The following is a 22,986-nucleotide window of genomic DNA, read 5'->3' as shown; positions in this document are numbered from 1 at the left end:
GGAACCGTTAAGAGTTAGAATGTAGGTCTTAAGCGAGCAATAGACCCTCTTTCTTGCTTAAATAAAGACATTGTGATGATTTATCTCTCTCGAATGGACTGGAACAGTCCAAATCACTCTTTTTTTAAGCAGACTCCCTGTAAGAAAATATAACTTTCCGCCTGGATAAGGCAACTTCGGCTTACGCTGTCGCCAAGGCTCGACGCAAGCCGTGTTTTCTTTATAGACATGTTGTTATAACGGCATCAGCAAAGAAGGAAAAATGACATCTTCAGAATAGATATTAGCGAATTTAGTCTAAGAATGACAAACGCTGAGGCAAAAATAATCATTAATCCACACAACGATCTTTCAGTATGTTATGATTAGTGTGAATTATCTATAAAGGAGCGATTCTTATGAGCGGCAATATTCGGGAAGAAGCGATGAAACTGCACCGGGATAATCAAGGAAAGCTGGGAGTAGCCAGCAAGGTGCCTTTGAAAAATCGGCATGATCTGAGTCTTGCTTATACTCCTGGAGTGGCAGAGCCTTGCAAGGACATCAAGGCGAACAAGGACTTATCTTTTGAACTGACATGCCGGGGCAACATGGTTGCTGTGGCCACCGATGGTACAAGGGTTCTTGGTCTGGGTGACATCGGCCCAGAAGCAGCTATGCCTGTCATGGAAGGTAAGTGCGTATTGTTCAAGACGTTTGGCGATGTTGATGCTTTTCCGATCTGTATAGACACAAAGGACCCAGATAAATTCATTGAGACGGTCAGACTGCTTCAGCCATCCTTTGCAGGGATCAACCTGGAAGATATCTCTTCTCCCAAATGCTACGACATCGAAGACAAACTCAAAGAGATTATGGATATTCCCGTTTTCCACGATGATCAGCATGGGACGGCGATTGCTGCGCTCGCCACGCTGCTGGGCGCACTGCGTTTCGTGAAGAAAGACCTCAAATCTGCCAGGATTGTAGTTAACGGAGCTGGCGCCGCCGGTTCGGCGATCGGCCGGCTGCTGGTGAACGCGGGAGCCCAAAATGTGACTATGGTTGATGTTAATGGGGCGTTGTACGATGGTATGGCCGGACTCAACCGCGTTCAGGAAGAGCTGGCCAGGAATACCAATAAAGCAAAGGTCCAGGGAAATTTGGCCGAAATTGTAAGCGGTGCTGACGTGATTATTGGGGTCTCAGCTCCAGGGGTTTTTACCAAAAAAATTATCACATCTATGGAGGCGGATTCTATCGTTATTGCTATGGCCAATCCTGTGCCAGAGACATCCTATGAAGATGCAAAAGAGGCTGGCGCAAGAGTAGTTGGAACCGGGCGTTCCGATGCCCCGAACCAGACCAATAACGTAACTGTTTTCCCTGGCGTTTTCCGGGGAGCTCTTGATGTTCGGGCGCGGCAGATCAACGAAGCCATGAAGCTGGCGGCAGCGTATGCGATCGCAGACCTGATTGACGAGAAGGACCTTCGCGAGGACTATGTCGTAGTCGACGCCTTTGATACCAGGGTAGCTCCGGCAGTTGCGGCAGCTGTTGCCAAAACAGCGATTGAGACCGGAGTAGCCCGGATCCAGGTTGACCCCGAGCAAATCCGAATCAATACTGCAGCTAGGACAAAAAGAGAATAGGCGGCTTGTCAGGACAGGGCGGAAAATAGTGATTGCTCCACTGAGCCGGGTCTATTGTAGTTCTGAAGTGGCCCGGCTTTTGGAGGGCGAATTCTGAGATAAGGGGAGTGTATCATGAACAAAAATCTACGTAATGGGATGATCGTGCTAGCTGTTGGTGCTGTTATCTGGTTTCTACCGGTGCCAGCTGGGCTGAAGGCGCCTGCATGGCAGCTTTTTGCCATCTTTGTTGCTACCATTCTCGGCTTTATTCTTCAGCCTCTGCCGATCGGTGCCATTGCCTTAATTAGCGTTGGCCTGACAGGTTTATTTAATATTGTGACTCCGGCTGATATTCTATCAGGATTCGGCAATACGACCATATGGCTGATCGTGTCGGCCTTTCTGTTTGCCAAAGGGTTTGTCAAGACTGGACTTGGGCGCCGTATTGCCTACAAGATTATGGCCGCTATCGGTGACAGCTCGCTGAAGATGGCGTATGCCATGGTTCTTAGCGACTTAATCATTGCACCTGCGACACCTTCGAACACAGCCCGCGGCGGCGGTATTTTGTATCCTATTGTCCGCAGCCTCTCTTCAGCCTTCAACTCGGAACCGGGAGAGACATCTCGTAAAATCGGCTCTTATCTTATGAAATCTACCTTTCAGGGCAACTGCATTACGTCGGCAATGTTTTTGACCGCTGTTGCTCCCAACTCACTGGTTGCTGCGCTGGCCTTGCAAACGGCAAAGGTACAAATCAGTTGGGGCACATGGGCTCTCGCGGGTATTGTTCCCGGTTTGATTGCGTTGGCTCTGGCGCCGTATATCATTTATAAGCTTTACCCACCTGAAATCACCAATACACCAGAAGCTAAAATCATTGCCCGGAGAGAAGTAGAGAAGATGGGCCCGATGTCCTACGGCGAAAAAGTGGTTGCCGGGACATTCATCATTGCACTTATTCTATGGAGTACATCAGCCTATACAAAAATAGATGCAACTATCGCCGCTATCGTCTGTGTCGGAATCATGCTCGTCGGCAAGGCGATCGAATGGCAGGACGTTCTTGAAGAAAAAGGTGCATGGGATACCCTCGTCTGGATGGGTGCTTTAATCAGCCTGGCTGGTGCGCTTACTAAACTAGGTCTCATTGGCTGGTTCGCCAAGATCGTAGGAGCCTCGCTGGTCGGATACTCCTGGTCGATTGCCCTTGGAGTATTGCTCCTCGTATATATGTACTCCCACTATGCTTTTGCCAGCCTTTCCGCGCACGTTACCGCCATGTATGCGGCCTTTCTGGCCGTGGCCGTCGCGGCTGGTGCACCTCCCTTCCTTACGGCTATGAGTCTCGGCGTTATTTCCGCCCTGTTCGGCGGGCTGACTCACTATGCAACCGGTCCGGCACCGATTTTCTTCGGATCGGGCTACATCCCCCAGGGAACCTGGTGGAAGATCGGATTTATTATGTCTATCGTCAACTTGATTATATTTATTGGTATCGGAAGTATGTGGTGGAAGTTTCTTGGTCTCTGGTAACATATGTAAGACAGAGCGGCATCTGGCTTTCGTCAGATGCCGCTCTGTCGTTGATGGTCTTGGTATGGGCAAGGCTATCTAGCTGCTCTATCTGGCAGATGCAGAAGGCCGATAATATCAGCATACTGTTGTTGGGCCAATAAACTCTGCCTGATTAATGATGAATCCCCGTTTTTCCTGTACAGCAAAGAATGAATCGATGTCGATGGGGCTAAAGCCACAGTTACCCCCGACAGTAGTAGTAATCCCCTGGCGTAAAGAGAGTTCTGCACAATAATCAGCCAAGTCAATATGTCCATGTATGTCAATAAAACCTGGGCTGACTACACGGTCAGATGCGTCAAATTCCTGATGGCCGTGAATTGTGTCTTTAGTTACAATTGCAAATTTCCCATCTACGATACCTACATTACCATTAGTCCGGGTAAGCTTCTCAGGATCAACCAGGATACCATTTACAATGACGATATCAAACATGTTTTGTCACTCCCATATAATGCATAAAGGTTTCCCACGGTTAGGAAGCGTAATTGATATCTCGCTTTTAGGGAAAACAACATACTTTTTGCCAAACTAAGGCTGTTCTGATAATTTCGTAATGAGTTGCCAATGGCTTTCTGAAACAGGCATGACAGACAACCTGGATTGGCGAACCAGCTCCCAGTTGGAAAAGTTAGGTAAAGCCTTGATCTCGCGCAGTGTAACAGGGCGAGTCAGACGGTGGCGGGGGATGACGTCAACGGTGACAAAACGGGGATCTGACGAAGTGGGATCAGGGTAGGGTTCAGATACTGCTTCTGCCACGCCGACAATAGCTTTCTCCTTACCTGAGTGATAAATGAAAATAAGATCGCCAGGATGCATGTTCTTAATGTGCTTGGCAGCAGTAAAATTGCGAACACCATCCCACATATCTTTTTTTAGATGTTCAAGATCGGCATAACTAAAGGTATCAGGCTCTGTTTTTGCTAGCCAAAAGGACATAGGATTCACCTCGTCGATTAGTTTTTAGTCTTATTGTACAGTAATTGCTGGATTATTTCAAAAAGCAGAAGCTTTGTCATCCTCAGGGATACCGGTCAATTGAATTACGTACATGTTGCAATAGAACATTATTCGTGGCCCTTTGTTTCTCCGGATAGACATATGTACCGGCCTTAGTGCTGGTACGTTTTTCTATCTTGAAAGAAAGTATAACTTTCTCCTGGATCAACATCGGCTTCCGCTTTCGCCAGAGGCTCGGCGCAAGCCGGGTTTTCTTTATATTATCAGACAATCTTGCCGTAAAACGGCACCTGATTTCTTTACCTACAGGGCAGGTATTTCTCCCTTTTTTGTCCAATACTTTATGTAAGAAAAGCGAGATTGCTTCCCTATTTATTCATTGCGAGCGCCAGCGTGGCAATCTCACTCCCGCGAAAAGGAGACGATAAAAAATGAAAAAACTAATGTTAGGCGGCCAGGCTATTATTACCGGTCGCGGCTCAATTACTGAACTTAAAGAGACTAAGGCCAGTCGGGCTTTTATTGTCACTGGTGGCAGTGCTATGCAGACAAGTGGTGTTATCGCTAAAATAGAGAAAATTCTTGCTGATGTAGGGTGCATTACTTATGTTTATGGTGGCATTGGCAAAAATCCTGATACTCAGGCCGTACTTGACGGGCTGGCTAAAATGCGCGAATTTGCACCTGACTTATTAGTTGCCGTTGGGGGGGGATCGCCGATTGATGCCGCCAAAGTGATGGGGTTGTTTTATGAATATCCTGAGCTGGATTTTGCCAAAGCGCAGGCCGGTGAGCTGCCGGCTGTTCGTAAAAACTTAAAATTTGTCGCCATTCCTTCTACTTCGGGGACAGGGGCTGAGGTAACCAAAGCCGCTGTAATTACCTTCCGCGAACTTGAACTGAAGATTGGTCTTAAGACTCCGGCCTTTATTCCTGATGTGGCCATCCTGGACGCCGATATTACGCTGACTATGCCGGACAATATTGTAGCTGAGACAGGATTAGATGCACTTACTCATGCTGTTGAATGTTATATGAATGATAGTTTGGACGATTTTACTGAGGTACTGGCTAAAGGAGCTGTGGCCGGATTGTTTACTTGGCTGCCTGTATCTTATCGAGACAAGACCCTTGAGAGCCGGGAAAAGGTTCACCACTATCAATGTATCGCCGGCTTGGCCTTTGACAACACTGGCCTAGGAATGGCTCATGGTATTTCTCATGCGCTTGGCGGCAAATTTGATCTGGGGCATGGGCTTTTAAACGCTATTGTGTTGCCCTACGCGCTTGAGTTTAATGCTCAGAACCCGGCAGTAGCCGCCCGGTTAAATGAACTGGCCCGGAGCATTGGGCGTACTGGCAGTAGTGATTTTATTACCGCTGTGAAGGAACTCAATCAAGCACTGGATATTCCTGCAGGACTTGAACAAACCGGCATCAGCCGCGCGGCCTTTGACAACGGTTTCGCAGACTTAGTTGCTAATTGCCTCAAAGGGTCTACCCGTGTTAACCCTGTAACCGTGACTGCTGAGCAAATGGCTAAGGTGCTTAACCGGGTGTATACCGGGGAGTGATTTTTACAATTATACCCAGAAGGAATGCTGTTTGGCGGCGGCGAAATTATATTGCAGTATTTCCGCAAAAAACAGGAACCTTGGGAAAGGCAGGGATGATATATGCTTGATGTATACCGTCTGAACGCCTATCTTACTGCGCTTCATGATACGGCGATGGCCCTAATGAACCATCTTGATATTCGGGAATTGCTTGAAAGTATGGTGTGCCGGGCTGGGGAACTGGTTGGCACCAAGAACGGTTATATTGCACTACTTGACGAGGCTTCCGGCAGATTTACACTTAAAGTAGCTGCCGGCTTTTATACCCATTATGTTGGCATGGTGATTACTCCTGGTGATGGAGTGATGGGCCAGGTTATGGTTAATGGCGAAACCTGTATTGTTAATGACTATGCTTCCTGGCTCTACCGTAAACAGGAGCCTGAATACAACGGGCTTAGTGCCGTAATGGGAATGCCGCTCAAAGCGGGTGGCAACCTTGTGGGCATTATTGGTCTGGCCTATGATGAACCGAAAGAATTTGGGCAAGAGGAAGTCGCTGTGCTCAGCCGTTTTGCTGATTTGGCGTCAATTGCTCTTACTAATGCAACACTATATACTGCATTACAGCAGGAATTGGCTGAACGCAGGAAGATTGAGAAAAAGCTTAGGTATATGAGTTATCATGATGCGCTCACCGGATTATATAATAGAACGTTCTTTAAAAAAGAAATGGGGCGGTTTGAACGTTCTGGTAAAAAGCCGGTAGCCATTATTTTGTGCGATGTTGATGGGCTCAAACTGATTAACGATACACTGGGTCACGAGCAGGGTGACCTGCTTTTGGATGCGGTCGCCGAGGTCATTAAAACCAGTGTCCGTGCTAGTGATATTGTAGCGAGAATTGGCGGTGATGAATTCGCTATTCTATTACCGGATACAGATGTCAAGCGGGTTGGAGCCATCTGCTCCCGGATACGCAGCGCTGTGGACGTGTATAACGCCGAACATCTGGAGTTACCGCTGAGTATGTCTATTGGTTTTGCCGTAAGCGCAGCCGGGACAGCGGGTACTGTTACAATGAATGAGCTGTTCCGGGAAGCTGATGACAATATGTACCGGGAAAAACTGCACCGGAGCCGCAACACCCGCAGTGCTATTGTCAAGGCACTGCTAAAAGCGCTTGAAATTCGTGATTTTATTACAGAGGGTCATGGCGACCGAATGCAGGAATGGGTGGAAGAGCTAGCTGCAAGCCTTAATTTATCGGAACGCCGGACAGGCGATATCAAACTGCTGGCTCAGTTCCATGATATAGGGAAAGTGGGTATACCTGACCGGATATTGTTTAAGCCTGGTCTGTTAACGCCTGAAGAACATATGGAGGTACAGCGGCATGCAGATATTGGCTATCGGATTGCACAGTCGATCTCAGACCTCATTCCGATTGCTGACTTCATTTTGAAGCACCATGAATGGTGGAACGGCAGTGGTTATCCGATCGGTCTTAAAGGCAAGGAGATTCCGCTGGAGTGCCGGATTCTGGCTATTGTCGACGCGTATGATGCGATGACCAGTGACCGGCCATACCGTAAAGCCCTGAAACCTGGTGCTGCCCTTGCCGAAATTAGGCAGCAGGCTGGCAGCCAGTTTGATCCTGAGCTTACTGCAATATTTTGTGAGCTTGTTGAAAAACGCTACAGGGGGGACGGCGTTTGACACTTAAACTGATTTTGGGCCGGGCCGGCTACGGCAAGACCTGGCAATGCTTTAATGAAGTCTTATCCCGGCTGGCCGAATCGCCTGATGGCCGGCCGCTTATTTTTATTGTACCGGAACAGGCTACCTATGAAGTGGAGCGGGCCTTGGCCTCAGCCTGCCCGGAAAATGGTTTTGTTCGCGCTCATGTCTTGGGGTTCCGCCGACTGGCGCACCGGGTACTGAATGAGACTGGGGGGGCTGCCCGGCCCCATATCTCTGAATTGGGTAAACGCATGGTATTTAGCCGCTTGTTAATGGAGCATAAGGACAGTTTAAAACTGCTCACGCGGGCTGCATCAGAAAAAAGCTTTGCCGAAACGATAGAAGGCTTAGTTAAAGAATTTAAAGCATACGGGATTGGTCCAGAGATGCTTGCCGCTATGGCCGGCGATCAAGAGCGTTTGGGCAGTCTGGCGCTAGCTGGCAAGATACATGATTTAGCCCTGCTCTACCAGGGGTTTGAAGACTTCCTGGCTGGGCGGTATATCGATCCGGAGGATTACTTGAGTCTCTTAGCTGAAAAAATTCCTGAGGCTAGTCTCTTGGCTCAGGCTGAAGTATGGATAGACGGCTTTACCTGGTTTACACCCCAGGAATACGCTGTACTGGAGGCATTGCTGCAAGCAGCCGCAAGCGTTACCATTACTATTTGTCTGGATCAGCCGGATGATCTGTTCAATACCCGGGAAGAAGCGCTGTTTCACCGCCAATGGGAAACCTATACAAAATTAAAAAAATTGGCTTCAGACTTAAAAGTGCCGATTAGTCAGCAAGAGCTGGTTATTCCACGCCGTTTTGAAAAGCCGGTGCTGACGGCCATTGAGCAGCAGTTTTTTGGCAGCCGCAAAGCAGGGGACAAGATTGAGCAAGGTAAAGATAGTGGTTTTACGTTGGCTGAGGCGGCCAACCGCCGGGCGGAGGCTGAGGCCATTGCCCGTGAAATGATCAGGTTAAGTCGGGAAGAAGGCTTGCGGTGGCGGGATATGGCCATTCTGATTCGTGATACGGAAAGCTACGCCGAGCTGATGACAACAGTACTGGCTGATTATAATATTCCGTTTTTCAGCGACGGCAGCCGTCCGGCAGTGCACCATCCACTCGCTGAGCTCGTTCGCTCGGCGATAGAGCTTGTTCTGGAAAAATGGAGCTATGAGCCCGTGTTTCGTTGTCTTAAAACCGATTTGTTCCCGGTAACGCGGGATGAAGTCGACATTTTAGAAAACTACTGTCTGGAGTTTGGCATTCGTGGCTCAAGGTGGACCAACCCGGAAGCCTGGGCTTTCCGCCGCCGCTATTCACTGGCTGAGGACGAATGGGCCAGCGATGAGCTAAGCGAAGCTGATCGGGAGTATTTATGCCGGATCAATCACATTCGCAGTCAGAGTACGGAGGAATTAGTGAAGCTGGCCGGACGCCTGCTGCCGGCTGTGCGCCAGGGCCTGCCGCCGGTGGAGTTGGCACAGGCTCTCTATGAATTTCTGACAGGTTTACAGGTGGCTGATACGCTTGAGGCATGGGCAGCCGCGGCTGACGGAGCAGGTGACTTGGAACAGGCCCGCGAACACCGGCAAATGTGGGCAAAAGTGGTAGAGTTATTGGACCAGATTGTGGATACCTTTGCTGACCAGCCGTTGACGCTTGAAGATTTTGCGGCCATAGTTAGTGAGGGTCTGGAGGGAACCAAACTCAGCCTGATTCCACCTGGGCTTGATTATGTAACAATTGCCGCTCTGGAACGGACTAGGCGGCTTAAAATAAAGGCAGCGTTTGTTCCGGGGGCGAGTGATGGTGCATTGCCACGCCGACGGCGGGAGGAAGGCCTGTTAACCGATAGTGAACGGGCACTGTTGAACTCGCTGGGGCTTGAGCTTGGCGGGGGCGCGGCAGCCGACACCTTCGCTGAGCAGTTTTTGGTATATACTGCCCTGACCCGGGCCAGCAGACGGTTATGGGTTAGTTATCCGCTGGCTGATGCTGAAGGCAAAGCCCTGGGCCCGTCAATGATCGTGAGACGGCTCAAAGAGATTACCGGCGTCAAGGTAATGGCCCTGCCGGTTGAACCGCCGCCAGGGCGGGAAGCAGAGTATCTTGCCAGACCTGAGCGGGCACTGGCGGCGCTGGCAGGCGCACTCAGACTGTACAAGCATACCGGACATATCAGTCCGGCCTGGTGGGATGTCTATAACTGGGCGCTGGCTGAGGCGAGCCTGCGTGCTCAGCTGACTGCCGCACTGGCCGGCCTATTTCATCATAACCAGGTGGAACGGTTACAGAAAAATCTATCAGGCCGACTATATCTGAAAAAGGGCGTGCTGCGGGGCAGTGTCACCCGGTTTGAAGCGTTTCGCGCTTGTCCGTTTAAGCATTTTGCCCAATATGGCCTAGGGTTGAAAGAACGGGCTGTTTATCAGCTTAAGGCACCTGATTTAGGCCAATTTTTGCATGCTGTGATTAAGCAGTTTGGCGACAGACTGACTGAGCGTGGACAAAACTGGGGCGATGTGACTCAGACGCAAATCAGCGAGATGTGTACCGGTATTGTTACCGAATTGGCTCCCAAACTGCAAAATGAGATATTGTTAAGCAGTAAACAGCATGAACATTTAGTTACACGGCTGACCCGGCGGGCCGCCCGGGCGGTAAGCCGGTTGGTAGCCTGGGCACGGGTGAGCAAATTTAAACCGCTGGCTTTGGAACAGTCCTTTGGGCGAGGGCAGGGTGCGCTGCCACCGCTGACATTTCCTCTGCCTGAGGGGGCGTTAGAAGTGGCCGGACAGATTGATCGCCTGGATGTGGGCGAGCATGATGGACAACAATATGCCCTGGTCATTGATTATAAATCAGGCGGAGCTTGGCTTAGTCTGGCTGAAGTGTATTATGGTCTTAAGTTGCAGCTCTTAACCTACTTATTAGTGGCTGTTAGCAGGCAGGAGGGCGCTAATGCCTGTTTGCCGGCCGGTGTGCTGTATTACTTCCTGAAGAATCCGGTTGTGTCAGGGGCAACTCTGAAAACCCCGGAGCAAATTGAAAAAGAGATTAACGGCAAACTCAAAATGCCGGGCTGGCTGCTGGCAGATGTTAACCTGGCCGGACTCCTGGATGAAACATTAAATGGCTGGTCAGAGTTTTTCAAAATTGCCCTTGGTAAAAACGGTTTTTACGAAAGCTGTATGGATAAGCTCAAGACTGAGGAAGAGTTTAGCCTGCTGCTGGCGCATGTTGAACAAGAACTGGTGGCTGTGGCTGAGGCAATTTTGGCTGGAGAAACGGCTATCAGACCCTACCGCCTGGATAAAGCCACTCCCTGCGGGTACTGCGCCTTCCGGCCGGTATGCCAGTTTGACCGGAATCTGCCGGAAAATGACTATTTGGCTCTGCCCAAATTAGATGATCAGACCATTATGAACGAACTGCGCCAGCGAAAAAGGAGGTAAGAGCGATGCAATGCTCCCCTGAACAGCTCTCTGCCATTGAAACGCGCGGTCATAACCTTTTAGTGGCGGCAGCGGCCGGCTCAGGCAAGACCTGGGTGCTTGTCGAACGGATCATCCGCCGCATCATCGATCCCCGGGAACGCTTGAGTGTAGATAGCGTGCTTGTTGTTACTTTTACCAATGCAGCTGCAAACGAGATGCGCAGCCGGGTGGGTGAAGCCTTAACGGCGGCGCTTAGCCATCCGGACTTAACCGACCCGGAGCTCAAACGTCATGTGGAACGCCAACTGGTGTTGCTAAACTCGGCCAGCATTTCCACGCTGCATGCCTTTTGCCAAAGCCTTGTCCGTCAGTATTTTTATCTGCTGGATATCGAGCCCAATTTTCGGATCGCCAACGAGACTGAAATCACATTAATCAAGAGTGATGTGATTGAGGCTGTATTTGAAGAGGGGTATACCCAGGCTGATCCCGATTTTCTGGCACTGATTGACCATTATGGTGATGAAGACGGCGACAATTCGCTGGCCGGGCTGGTGCTTAAGCTGTACAATTTTTCGCGCAGCCACCCTTGGCCTGAAGACTGGCTTGAAGGCTTGACCGCGGCGTTTGATTTGCCGCCTGAAGCTGAATTTGATACTACGCCTTGGTCTGCTTTGGTTCGTGATAAAATTATGCTGGAATGGGAGGATGCCAGACAGTCATTGATTGCGCTCATGGCCCTGACCTCAAAACCCGGAAATCCAGCAGCCTATACGTGTACCTTTGCAGAAGATATCACTATCATTGATAACCTCCTGCTGGCTGCCAGCGAGTCATGGACGGCACTGTCGGCGGCCGTAGCGGATGTGAATTTTCCTCGCATTGCGCCAGTGGGCAAGGAAGTTGCCAAGGAGGTAAAAGACTATTTCCAGGGCCAGCGTAACAAAGCGAAAAAGCGGGTAATTGATGCTAAAGCTGCGTATTTTGAGCGTAGCCATACCGAGCTTATGGGCGACTTGCGCCAGATTGCGCCGCTTATTGCTGCCCTGGTCAAGTTGGTTAACAGGTTTGCGGCAGGCTATACAGCTGCCAAACAGGGCAAAGGTGTGGTTGATTTTAATGATCTAGAGCACCTGTGTCTTGCGGTACTGCGAGATGCTGACGCTTCACCGGATGCCTGCAGGCCTTCGGCTGTAGCGACTGGCCTTAAGGCTAAATTCAGTGAGATAATGGTTGATGAATATCAGGACACCAACCGGGTACAGGAAGAGATCATCCGTCTTGTCGCCAGTGACGAACAGCCTAATCTCTTTATGGTGGGGGATGTCAAACAAAGCATTTACCGCTTCCGGCTGGCCGAACCTGAGTTGTTTATGGATAAGTACCACCGGTATCAAAGCGGTGAGGTTCCTGGCTGCAAACGCATTGATCTCAGCCAGAACTTCCGCAGCCGGGCTGGTGTGCTCCATGCAGCCAACTTTTTATTTTGTCAGTTAATGACTAAGCGGACAGCTGAGCTTGATTACGGTCAGGCTGAGCAGCTTAACTCTGGTCCTGATTATCCGGTGACAGAACTGCCCAGCCTGAGCGGCCCTGTTGAACTCATTATGATTGACAGGGATGAGGGCGCTGATGAAGGCGAGCAAACCGATGATGCCGAAGCAACAGGCAGCGAGGCCAACGAAGACAGAGAAGAGAGTATCGGCAGCCAGCTTGCTGAGGAGGAACTAAGTTCTTTTGAGCAGGAAGCGGTGCTGATTGCGCGGCGAATTCATGAATTAATGAATAGCGGCTGCCACGTTTTTGATAAACACAGCGGCGGCTATCGCCCCTTGCTCTATCGGGATATTGTCATCTTGCTGCGGTCAGTACAGGGCAAGGCGCAGGCGCTGCAGGACATGCTGCGGCAAAACGGTATTCCCTGTTACGCAGAGCTGGCTTCCGGTTACTTTGCCGAGACAGAGATTACCATCATGCTGGCACTGCTCCATGTAATTGATAATCCGCATCAGGATATTCCATTGGCGGCTGTGCTAAGGTCGCCATTAGTGGCTTTAGACGGGGACGAGCTGGCTGGTATGCGGCTGTGTAAGAATGAGGGCAGTCTCTGGGATGCTGTAATGGCCTATAGTACTGCAGAAACGGCCTCAGACAAGGTGCTGTTGTTTCTTGAGAGGGTAACAGCCTGGCGCAGTCTGGCACGGCGCAAGGGCGTCGCAGACCTAATCTGGCGCATTTTTCACGATACCGGCTACTATGATTATGTGGGCGGCATGCCAGGCGGGGTTTTGCGGCAGGCAAACCTGCGGGCGCTCTACGATCGCGCCCGGCAGTATGAGGCCACTAATTTCCGCGGCCTGTTCCGCTTTTTGCGGTTTATTGAGCGGCTAAAAGACAAAAACTCTGATTTGTCGGTTGCGCGGGCGCTGGGCGAGAGCGAAGACGTTGTCCGGGTCATGAGTATTCATAAGAGCAAAGGCCTTGAGTTTCCTGTTGTCATTGCGGCCGATATTGGCAAAAACTTCAATCTGCAGGACACGACTGCCCTGGTATTATGTCACAAAGAACTGGGCGTTGGGCCGTATGTCACGCTGCCTGAACTTAGATTTCGCTATCCGACACCGGCACGCTGGGGGATTCAACACAAAATTGAGCTTGAGACTAAAGCAGAAGAACTCAGGATTCTCTATGTTGCCCTGACCCGTGCTCGGGAAAAATTAATACTGGTTGGTTCGGCTAAAAAACTATTGCAGAAATGTGCCAGTTGGTGCCGCTGTGTTGGTGAGCCGGCCGAAAAGCTGCCGCCTAGCCAGGTCATTAAGGCCAAAAGCTATCTTGACTGGATTGGTATGGCAGTGGCACGGCATGCTGACGGTGCGGTTATCAGGCAGTATGGCGAGTGCTCTGACCTGCCGGCGCCAGAACTGGCCCAGCATGCTTCCGCCTGGGATGTAAAGATATACCAGGCTGTCGATATCAAACCGCTGGAACAGTCTGACCAGGCTGATGACACACTTCTTACTGCTGTACAGCGGTTAGAGCCGGTCGCCTGTGGCACTGACACAAAGTGGGTAGAGCATATCTTGCGCTGGGAGTACGGTTGTAGTGCTGCTGTTAGCAAACCGGCCAAGCTGGCCGTGTCTGAGATTAAGCGCCGGCTTGAACTTATTGAACAGGAAGAAACGGATGCCGAACGCCTGTTTACCCTGCCGGCTGTGCATGTCCGGCCCCGGTTTCTTCAGGCTAAATCTGGACTGACACCTGTTGAATACGGGGTGATGATCCACACTGTTATGCAGCATATCTCGCTTACAGGCGCGTGTACGGCAGAAGCCATCGCTGAGCAAGCCCGGGCTCTGGAAGCCAGGCAGATTCTGCTACCTGGTCAGGCACAGGCGGTTGATGCCACGAGTATTGCCGCCTTCTTTGCCTCAAGCTTGGGACAGAGACTAATGCAAGCACAGCAAGTGTGGCGTGAACTACCGTTTAGCCTGATGCTGCCTGCCGAAAAATTTTATCCTGACCTTAATGGCTGCGGTGAGCAGATTTTCGTACAGGGGGTTATTGACTGCCTGTTTGCCGAAGACGATGGGCTGGTGCTTGTTGATTACAAGACTGACCGCGTGGCCTCAGACGATGAACTGGCTGCCAAGTACGCGGCGCAGCTAAGCATGTACACTATCGCTGTGGAACGTATCCTTGGGCGTCCGGTTAAGGAGCAGGTTCTGTATGCGTTCGGATTGGGACGAGAAGTCAAATTAGAGGCGTGGGGATAATATAAAAAATGGGGTTGTGCCGAAACTTTTGTTTCAGCACAACCCCATTTTTATAGGAATAACTACTGTCTTACACAAACCATAGCTTTTGGCAGGAAGTTACCTTGCGCGTTTGCTGCAAGTATTTTGTCAGCGTCAGCTTGACTAATAATGATATTTACGTTATGGTCGCGAAGGCCGATCGCTTTAGCCATGATCGGTGTAGCACCGGCGCGGGATTGGCCAAGCTCAAGCGCCCTGATGTCTTCCGGAGTGAACATATAGTCGATCATACCCTGAGATACAGCGAATTCAGGAATGATATTGATATGACCATAGATGGCGCGGCCGGTATCATCAAAGATGACAGGGGACATAGCGCGTTCCAGGGGAAGTCCGCTTACGTCAACAACTAGGCCAGTGTACACTGGCAGTGCAACTGGGTAGTAGGACGGTGACGGGGAAGGTACGGGAACAGGGGTAATCGGTTTTGTGGCGTCGGTAATTACTTCTGCCAGACTCCCTTTGCCGTACAGATTAATGCGCAAAGTTACCTGATAAGTGCCGTCAGCAAGTTGATGTTCATTGACAATTCTTGCACCTTTCACTATGCCGGAGACTTGGGTTTTTACCGTATCATTCGTTGTTTCGAAATTCTGTACAGTGGTTTCCGCTGTGACCTTTACACCCTCAACACTCTCAAGGAGATTGCGCTGGGCATCGACGATAGCTGCTCTCCTGGCCATAAGCCGGGCTTGCGCTGGGGACTTGGCAATACTTGAGGGTACACCGGTACCGATGGCCTCAACAAAACCTTCATCCCAGTTAACAGAGCCGTTTGCACCTACCTGATCAACTGTGGAAACAGATACGTTTACGTTGGTATTCACGGTTGCTGCGCCGGCTACCATCGGCAACCCTGCAATGAGTAGCGTGAAGATGGTGAGATAGACTAACGATTTCTTGAACATAAACATCCTCCTTTAAATTAATATTTCATTACAGACTGAATGCCACTGTTAGTAATGTCAGTGATACTCAGATTAATGCCGCTTAATTTCTCCAGCTCGTTGGCCAGAGTTTTTGGGGCATAAGTATAGTTGATGTCAACAGTGACTATGCCGCCATTATAACTACGGACATACACATTTTTGACACCGCGTATTTGCTTGAGCTCATTCTCTAAAATACTAATCTTTGAGTAACTAGTGATCCCTCTTACTACCAGCTGCAACCCCTTTTCAGGATTGCTGGCAAAGGCCATAAGCTGCTGTACCATATAGTCGCCCATTTTTTCACCGGCTTCGTTGAGGGCTAATTTAGCGGCGATAAATTCTGAGGAATGGACACCTGTACCGTAAAGGCCGTTTGTTGCGATGACCTCGCCGGTATCAGCCTTTATTATTTTGGCTTCCAGCCGGGCACCGCATGAAACCAGGCCGTAGAGGCTGCTGTTGCGGGTGCTGAAGGCTTCACCTACAATAAGATAATCAAGTCCTTGACTGCTGGCGAAAGAAAGGGCATCCTCTCTGCTGCCTTGCATAATTGACTTAACGGTATTGGTATAACGGATATTCTGAATTTGGCGGGCATCAACCAACCGGCTGAAGCCAGCTTCAATCAGCTTCTTAATTATAGCGGTTTCACCGGCTGGGTCGGGTATTGGCGCGGAAAGGTGGTATTCTGGGATAATGACGCCAATCCGCGGGTCGCGTAAACCCTGTTCAATCAGCTTTAAGCGCTGCAATTGGCCCATCAGCCTGGAGTTGGGGTTGGTGTCAACCTGGACGCGGGCAGTTACAATTGTTTGTCCAGCATTTCTCTGTTCGTTGACAATTGTCCAGTCCTGGACAAAACCGCGGGACTTAGTATAGATCTCGTCTTTTACTACTTCGGCATTTTGAACGAGCGTCTGTGAGTCTACCAGGGTGCCGACAGCCTGCTCAACTGCATTACGGAGGGCGTCATTAATGGCTTCCTCCCGGGTTAATCCATAACCCTGGACGGTAACCTCTCTGGCTAGTGCCAAGGGTGTACACAAAAGTAAAGTTATCAAGCTTATTGTCACAATAAGGGTGAGCCTTTTCAAACTTTCCACCACCTAACAAACATTGAGTAAATTAATTCTTCCTTACTTTATCGCCGGCTTGGAGTCCGAAGGCTGAACCTTGAACCTCACCAATGGCCATATCATTTTCGACACTGACAATCTTGATTGTTGCGATATCATATTTTTCTGCACCAAGAATTCGACCAGTTACCGGGTGGATGATCACCTTACCTTCGCGGAAAATGACATAGGATTGGCCAGGTTGCACGCCTTGTTCACGGCCAAGGTCAATGTATATTTTTTTGCCAGACGTTTGTACGACAAAGCCTTCAAGTGGGTTGACCTGATTGATTTTATCAACAACTTTAGCGACTGCTTTGCGGGCAGCTTCTGAGAACACTGAATTGCTTTGGCCTTGGGCGAAAATGGTACGGCCGTTATCAGTGTTGAGAGAGCCCATGGACACAGTGCCGTCTGCCTGCTCGGCCCACAAAATATTGCCGCTATTGGCGTCAATCATGCGAACCGACAGAACTACTTTAACCTGAGTTTGCGTGGCTAAACCGAATAAGTTCACTTGTTGTGCACCGGCTTCAACAATTTTGCCGACTACCAGATAATCAAGGCCTTCGAACTTAACGTATTGTGAAGGACCAGTACTGAAACCATCGATACCCAGTCTTTTCTCTCTCATCATCTGCGCCAATTGTTCACGCTCAATAACTAGGTACGATTTGTTTTTTACAAGTTCGTTTACCAGGCTATCACAAATGCCGCGTCCCATAGCCCGGTCAGAAACCTGGGAAGCGTTTTCAAAGTCTACTACACCGATGCGTTTTTTTTCACCGGCCCACACGGTAGACGGGCTAAAAACTCCTATCAGGCAGGAAAACAAAAAGAAACCAATAAGTACAGCGCTAATATGCCTTTTCGACACGATAAATCATTCCTCTCCAAATTTTCGCATTTTTAGTATTTCGCGTACTAGGACTAATTTCCTGCTCTGGTAAAAGACAGGAATGAAAAATTAACCATTTTTCAGGGTATATATACCTAATAACCAAAAGACTGTAAGCGACAGAGTATCCCTTTATTGTGATGCTATTGGGGGGGAGGTGCTAAATAAAAATGCAAAAACCCGGGGCATTTACCCCGGGTTTTTGCATTTTATTTATTCTATTAGAACATGCCTTTTCGCCAAAGTCCAAAAGCACTAAGTGCGGTAACTGCTCCGGCAAACAGCAGCGTAGCTACAAAGCCGCCTTGCCCCTGCAGTGGTATATCAACATTCATTCCCATAAAACTGGATACCATAGTCGGAATGGCCAGGATAATGGTCATGGAAGCTAAGAATTTCATAACCCGGTTAAGATTGTTAGATATAATGGAGGTAAAGGTATCCATCATGCCATTTAAAATACGGCTGTACATCTCAACCATCTCAATGGCCTGCTTGTTTTCAATAATAACATCCTCTAAGAGATCTTCATCCTCTTCATAGATCTTAATAAGATGCTGTACCTGACTAGTGGAACGAAGTCTGAGGAGTTTTTCCAGTACAATGCCGTTAGAACGTAAAGACGCAGCAAAATAGGTTAAGCCTTTTTGCAGTTCTAAGAGCTGAAATATTTCTTCGTTTTGCATGGAGCGCCGCAAATAGCGCTCAATTTCATCAGTACGGCGGTTAATCTGCTTTAAGTATTTAAGATATAATGCCGCTGATTTGTACAAGAGTTGGAATAAAAAGCGGGTCTTTTTAAAAGTACTAAAAACCCGGGCGTTTTCTGGATTGAAGTCGGCGAGAACATCGTTGGCTTCCAAACAGATCGTGATAATATATTCAGGAGTAAGCACAATACCAAGTGGCAAAGCATCATAGCTGTCATGACCACGCATAACAGGGATATTAGTAATAACAAGCATGTGGTTTTCATCAAGTTCAATACGGGAACGTTCTTCTTCGTCCAGTGCCGCCTTAAGAAAATCAAGTGGACTGCCGGTTGCTGCCGCCACTTGTTCAAGTTCTTCCGGGGTAGGATTTATTAGCTTGAGCCAGGCACCCTTTTCAAGTGTCTGGAGTGTTAATTCATATAGACGCGTACAGTTGCTGCGATAAATTTTAAGCATGATTGCTCCCCCTTTCTAAGTGAGGGGAATACAAATCCAGGCCTGAGTTGTCGACGAGCTGGGTGGTAAAAGTTAAACAGCGTAATGCTGTGTGCTCAGACAAACTTTAGGCGAGAAAAAATGGAATATTCCCCTATTTTCAATTAAATACAACAAAATGGGCCCACTAGGTCGGTCTACGTCCATCTATCTCACCTACTTTTAGAATTCTATTGATTATCTTTAAATAACTCTATAAAGAATATAATTCTGTTTACGTTAATAGTCAACCTTTTTGTAAAAAATTAACCTGTTTTTTACCGTAGCTTAGCATAGGGTGAGAACCCTATATGGTAGAATGATACTAAACCTGCAGTTCTATGTATTAATGTATTAATCTGACGGGTTGAGTGTGCGCCGAGTACGCAAACAAAGGAGGTGTTTAAGATGGATTCACCGCTTGATATAATATTGACACAAGAAGAGCTGGATGAACTGCTACGTGACTTGCCTCAGATAGTCCGGGAACTTGAAACCACCGACCGGACTGCTGGTGCCCAGTAGTGTCCGACTAATAGAGAAAAATTACCTTGGCGTGTTTTGTTGACAATTCTGATTGTCGTTTGGTATAATACTAAATGTGTCAGATACGGAGGGGTGTCCGAGCGGTTTATGGAGCTGGTCTTGAAAACCAGTGATCCCGCAAGGGACCGTGGGTTCGAATCCCACCCCCTCCGCCATTAAGTGTCAGTTGACTTAAGGCATGCCGACTGATATAATATTTTGTATAATTAGTCTAACACGGAGTGGTACTCAAGTGGCTGAAGAGGACGGTTTGCTAAATCGTTAGAGGTCGTGAGGCCTGCCAGGGTTCAAATCCCTGCCACTCCGCCAAAATTAAGCATTTACGGCTATCAGTTGATAAGACTGGTAGCCGTTTTTGTGTTGCCTTACGGCTTAGTGCGCGTCAAAGCCCAATAAAGAGTACCAAATAACAGCAAAGATGCCAACGAAATAGCAACAGGGCCATCATTATAGCCCTGTTTTTTTCTTTATCCTGACAGAAAGTAACTTTCTGCTGGATAAGGGCAACATTACCCAAAGGGCACAGGCGGCTTTTCCGCTTTCGCCAAAGGCTCGGCGCAAGCCGTGTTTTCTTTATCGCATATTCTTTTCCCGGTGCGGCGCAATCGCTTCTTCAGTGTAGGCTTAATCAAAGAGGATATAATATAAATTGTAGTTAAGTAAGTACTTACCTGACGATTGTGACATAAAACGATAACTGCCACTGATGAAGCGCATACTGATATTGCCCGTACTAGCCTGATTGAACTAAGCGATTTCAATAATATTTATGAAATGGGTGAACCAGCATGAATCGATATGTATTTCACTTCTCTGAAATCAATAAATCAAGCCTGTCTAGTGTCGGCGGGAAAGGCGCAAACCTGGGCGAGTTATGCCAAATTCCCGGGCTCAAGGTGCCTATAGGTTTTTGTGTTTCGACAAAAGCATATGTTGATTTCGTAAATACAAGCAAAGAGTTTGCCGAGTTATTAAGGTCCTTGGCATTCATCAATGCTGAATCGCTCGCAGATCTCAAAACAGCAGGACACCGCATCCGGGCACACCTTGAAACGCTGGACATTCCTGCCCCGATCCAACAGGAAGTTATTCAGGCCTGGCAAAAGACCGGCAGCCATTATAACTATGCCGTCCGCTCCAGCGCAACGGCGGAAGATCTGCCGGGTGCGTCTTTTGCAGGACAGCAGGACACCTTCTTGAATATTGAGGGGCAGCAGAACCTCCTTGACAGTGTTCGGAAATGCTGGGCATCCTTGTTTACCGACCGGGCCATCGTTTATCGGCAACAAAATGGCTTTGAACATGATAAAGTATTGCTGGCTGTCGTCGTACAGCAGATGGTCTTTCCGGAAGTATCCGGGATCATGTTCACCGCCGATCCGGTTAATGGTAATCGGAAAATTGTAGCCATTGACGCGAGTTTTGGTCTGGGGGAAGCGTTGGTGTCAGGTATTGTCTCTGCTGATTTATACCAGGTGAAATCCGGAAAATTGATCAAAAAACAAATCGCCAAGAAAGAAATTGCTATTTATGCCAAGTCTGATGGCGGAACAGTTAAAGCGGAAATTACGAGAGAACGGCAAACTGCCCCGGCTTTATCAGACGATAACGCGGTTCGGCTGGCCCGAATGGGACGAAGTATTGAAGAACACTTCAGAAGTCCACAGGATATCGAATGGAGTATTGCTGATGACGAGATATTTATTTTACAGAGCCGGCCGATTACTACCCTCTATCCTGTGCCCCGCGCAGCCGATGATGAACTTCACCTTTTCGTGTCCATCGGTCATCAGCAAATGATGACTGAGGCCATGAAACCTCTGGGAATATCTGTACTGAGAACCTTCGCTCCAATCGGTAAAAGCTTGCCGCAGCATGAGAGCAATCAACTGCTGGAAGCCGGTGGAAGATTGTATTTGGATCTGACTCATTTGCTTGAGTATCCTCAGGTAAGAAAAAGGCTGCCCGAACTACTGCTCAATATCGACGAAATGATTGGCCGGGCGGTGCAGGACTTTATCGGCAGAGATGAATTTCAGACAGCGGTGCGGCCCGGCAAAAAAGTGGAGCTCGCTTTAGTGACAAAAGTCTTTCCCACAGCCTTTGCTGTCCTCAAAAACATCTTATATCATGACAATAAGGAGGCAATTGAGGAGGTAAACCGGTTTATCAAAGACCAAGTTACAGAAAACAGAAAAAAACTGCTGGCAGTGTCTGGTGCGGAGCGCATCGCGCAGATTCAGGAAATACTGTCCACTTTGATGCTGATGGTTCTGCCAAAGGCAGCCCCGTATATGGGAGCCGCGCTGATTACTTACAAGCTTATTGAAAGCCTATCCAAAAAGTGGCTGGGCGATGCGGCTGAGTTAGGAAGCATTAGTAAATCCCCCGCCGGGAATGTAACCACGGAGATGGGATTGGCGTTGGGCGATGTGGCCGACGCTGCGAGAATGCATCCTGCGGTAATCGAGTACCTTAAGCATGCGTCCGACGACACGTTTTTTGATGGCTTGAAGGCTGTTCCCGGTGGCGTAGATGTTTTACCTGTTTTCTTAGGTTTCTTCGAAAGATATGGCATGCGAGGGACGGGGGAAATCGACGTGACCCGGCCACGGTGGCGTGAAGTTCCGACCCATTTGGTTCCCGCCATTCTGAGTCAGATTAAGGGTATCAAGCCCGGTCAGCACCGCGTTGATTTTCTGGCAGGAGCAAAGGAAGCCGAACTCGCTAGCAACAGACTACTGGAACGCCTGCGGGAAACGCCCGGAGGGTTCTTTAAGGCAAGGCGCATGCAGCGGCTGATAAAGGTTCACCGCTCCTTTATCGGGCTTAGAGAACATCCCAAATTTTTTATTGTGCAGAATCTGGATATGATCAAACAGGCAATTCTGCAAGAGGCAGCCCAGCTGGTTGCAGCAGGAATCCTCGAACATAAGGACGACATTTATTGGTTTTCACTGCAGGAAATCAAAGAAATAATTGAGACCCAACAGGCAGACCGTACTATTATCGCTATGCGTAAAGAAAAATTCCAACATGATGCGAAACTGAATCCTCCCCGTGCCATCACCAGCGAGGGCGAAATCATTACCGCCAAACCAGGTGCACATGTGCCGCCCGGTGCGCTAGCTGGAAGCCCTGTGTCGGCCGGAACGATCGAGGGACGTGCCCGGGTCATCCTGAAGCTGGAGGAGGCTAAAATGGATAAGGGAGATATCTTGGTGGCACCGTACACTGACCCAGGCTGGACGCCGTTATTCCCGCTTGCAGCCGGGCTGGTGACGGAAGTCGGCGGGCTAATGACCCATGGGGCGGTAGTGGCTCGGGAATACGGCATTCCAGCCGTGGTAGGGGTTGATAACGCGACTCGTACAATTCGGGACGGCCAGAAAATACGCGTGAATGGTACACACGGATTCGTAGAACTCTTGGACTAAAAAAAGCTTGCTATATGAAAGGAGTAGACTCAAGGGGACGGTTCGAAACCACTGAAAAAGTCAAATATAAAGCGATATAGTCCCATTTTTGGTATAATATAGGTAGATATAAATGACGAAAGTTGGGGCTCTCGTATGTTTAAACTTAAGCCGAAACAATTGAGTC

At 49.0% G+C, this 22,986-nt stretch carries 13 protein-coding genes and 2 tRNA genes; 9 read left to right on the top strand and 6 right to left on the bottom strand.

The genetic code is table 11. The features are described from left to right. Positions 1-398 precede the first annotated feature (398 nt). The gene (locus VN447_RS09720; RefSeq protein WP_325525069.1) at positions 399-1,631 is read left to right on the top strand and encodes an NADP-dependent malic enzyme; all 1,233 of its coding nucleotides are present in this window, start codon (positions 399-401) and stop codon (positions 1,629-1,631) included. A gap of 114 nt (positions 1,632-1,745) precedes the next feature. After that, entirely contained in the window at positions 1,746-3,149 is a 1,404-nt protein-coding gene (locus VN447_RS09715; RefSeq protein WP_325525067.1) for an anion permease, read from the top strand. A 117-nt stretch (positions 3,150-3,266) separates the two neighbouring features. On the opposite strand, the gene VN447_RS09710 is transcribed toward VN447_RS09715, so the two are convergent. Both VN447_RS09710 and VN447_RS09705 read right to left on the bottom strand, forming a co-directional pair. Continuing rightward, positions 3,267-3,626 carry a hypothetical protein gene (locus VN447_RS09710; protein ID WP_325525065.1) on the bottom strand — a complete coding sequence of 120 codons (360 nt, stop codon included), beginning with the start codon at positions 3,624-3,626 and terminating at the stop codon, positions 3,267-3,269. A 96-nt stretch (positions 3,627-3,722) separates the two neighbouring features. Further along, positions 3,723-4,133, bottom strand: a complete 411-nt coding sequence (locus VN447_RS09705) for an EVE domain-containing protein (protein WP_325525064.1) — start codon at positions 4,131-4,133, stop codon at positions 3,723-3,725. Between the two features lie 452 nt (positions 4,134-4,585). Between VN447_RS09705 and VN447_RS09700 the strand changes: the two genes are divergently transcribed. The 4 genes from VN447_RS09700 to addA all read left to right on the top strand — a co-directional run bounded on the left by VN447_RS09700 (position 4,586) and on the right by addA (position 14,663). Continuing rightward, positions 4,586-5,728: an iron-containing alcohol dehydrogenase gene (locus VN447_RS09700; RefSeq protein WP_325525062.1), complete on the top strand. Its 1,143-nt coding sequence runs from the start codon at positions 4,586-4,588 to the stop codon at positions 5,726-5,728. Between the two features lie 102 nt (positions 5,729-5,830). Continuing rightward, on the top strand, positions 5,831-7,429 hold the full coding sequence (locus VN447_RS09695; RefSeq protein ID WP_325525060.1) for an HD domain-containing phosphohydrolase: 1,599 nt from the start codon (positions 5,831-5,833) through the stop codon (positions 7,427-7,429). Continuing rightward, positions 7,426-10,905, top strand: a complete 3,480-nt coding sequence (gene addB / locus VN447_RS09690) for a helicase-exonuclease AddAB subunit AddB (RefSeq protein WP_325525058.1) — start codon at positions 7,426-7,428, stop codon at positions 10,903-10,905. Before VN447_RS09695 ends, addB begins: the two co-directional genes overlap by 4 nt. A gap of 5 nt (positions 10,906-10,910) precedes the next feature. Then, positions 10,911-14,663 carry a helicase-exonuclease AddAB subunit AddA gene (gene addA, locus VN447_RS09685; RefSeq protein WP_325525057.1) on the top strand — a complete coding sequence of 1,251 codons (3,753 nt, stop codon included), beginning with the start codon at positions 10,911-10,913 and terminating at the stop codon, positions 14,661-14,663. A gap of 62 nt (positions 14,664-14,725) precedes the next feature. Here addA and VN447_RS09680 read toward each other — a convergent pair whose 3' ends face one another. The 4 genes from VN447_RS09680 to VN447_RS09665 form a co-directional block, all read right to left on the bottom strand. After that, complete coding sequence (locus VN447_RS09680; RefSeq protein ID WP_325525056.1) at positions 14,726-15,613, bottom strand: LPP20 family lipoprotein; 888 nt, start codon at positions 15,611-15,613, stop codon at positions 14,726-14,728. Between the two features lie 17 nt (positions 15,614-15,630). Continuing rightward, complete coding sequence (locus VN447_RS09675; RefSeq protein ID WP_325525054.1) at positions 15,631-16,731, bottom strand: hypothetical protein; 1,101 nt, start codon at positions 16,729-16,731, stop codon at positions 15,631-15,633. 31 nt (positions 16,732-16,762) lie between these two features. Continuing rightward, complete coding sequence (locus VN447_RS09670; protein WP_325525053.1) at positions 16,763-17,629, bottom strand: CsgG/HfaB family protein; 867 nt, start codon at positions 17,627-17,629, stop codon at positions 16,763-16,765. A 242-nt stretch (positions 17,630-17,871) separates the two neighbouring features. After that, positions 17,872-18,819, bottom strand: a complete 948-nt coding sequence (locus VN447_RS09665; protein WP_325525051.1) for a magnesium transporter CorA family protein — start codon at positions 18,817-18,819, stop codon at positions 17,872-17,874. Positions 18,820-19,449: 630 nt separating this feature from the next. Here VN447_RS09665 and VN447_RS09660 point away from each other — a divergent pair. The 3 genes from VN447_RS09660 to VN447_RS09650 all read left to right on the top strand — a co-directional run bounded on the left by VN447_RS09660 (position 19,450) and on the right by VN447_RS09650 (position 22,820). After that, a tRNA-Ser gene (locus tag VN447_RS09660) sits at positions 19,450-19,538 on the top strand. A 63-nt stretch (positions 19,539-19,601) separates the two neighbouring features. Further along, a tRNA-Ser gene (locus tag VN447_RS09655) sits at positions 19,602-19,692 on the top strand. 479 nt (positions 19,693-20,171) lie between these two features. Then, a complete protein-coding gene (locus VN447_RS09650; RefSeq protein WP_325525050.1) occupies positions 20,172-22,820 on the top strand; it encodes a phosphoenolpyruvate synthase in 2,649 nt (882 codons plus the stop codon). Positions 22,821-22,986 lie beyond the last annotated feature (166 nt).

This window comes from Sporomusa sp. (assembly GCF_035561155.1).
Taxonomy (GTDB): domain Bacteria; phylum Bacillota; class Negativicutes; order Sporomusales; family Sporomusaceae; genus Sporomusa.
The sequence above is the reverse complement of the archived record's forward strand: the minus strand, read 5'-3'. Positions and strand labels throughout refer to the sequence as shown.

Excerpts from the sequence above, each read along its gene's own strand:
- VN447_RS09720 (WP_325525069.1), top strand. The coding sequence starts at position 399 with ATGAGCGGCAATATTCGGGAAGAAGCGATGAAACTGCACCGGGATAAT.
- VN447_RS09715 (WP_325525067.1), top strand. The coding sequence starts at position 1,746 with ATGAACAAAAATCTACGTAATGGGATGATCGTGCTAGCTGTTGGTGCT.
- VN447_RS09710 (WP_325525065.1), bottom strand. The coding sequence starts at position 3,626 with ATGTTTGATATCGTCATTGTAAATGGTATCCTGGTTGATCCTGAGAAG.
- VN447_RS09705 (WP_325525064.1), bottom strand. The coding sequence starts at position 4,133 with ATGTCCTTTTGGCTAGCAAAAACAGAGCCTGATACCTTTAGTTATGCC.
- VN447_RS09700 (WP_325525062.1), top strand. The coding sequence starts at position 4,586 with ATGAAAAAACTAATGTTAGGCGGCCAGGCTATTATTACCGGTCGCGGC.
- VN447_RS09695 (WP_325525060.1), top strand. The coding sequence starts at position 5,831 with ATGCTTGATGTATACCGTCTGAACGCCTATCTTACTGCGCTTCATGAT.
- addA (WP_325525057.1), top strand. The coding sequence starts at position 10,911 with ATGCAATGCTCCCCTGAACAGCTCTCTGCCATTGAAACGCGCGGTCAT.
- VN447_RS09680 (WP_325525056.1), bottom strand. The coding sequence starts at position 15,613 with ATGTTCAAGAAATCGTTAGTCTATCTCACCATCTTCACGCTACTCATT.
- VN447_RS09665 (WP_325525051.1), bottom strand. The coding sequence starts at position 18,819 with ATGCTTAAAATTTATCGCAGCAACTGTACGCGTCTATATGAATTAACA.
- VN447_RS09650 (WP_325525050.1), top strand. The coding sequence starts at position 20,172 with ATGAATCGATATGTATTTCACTTCTCTGAAATCAATAAATCAAGCCTG.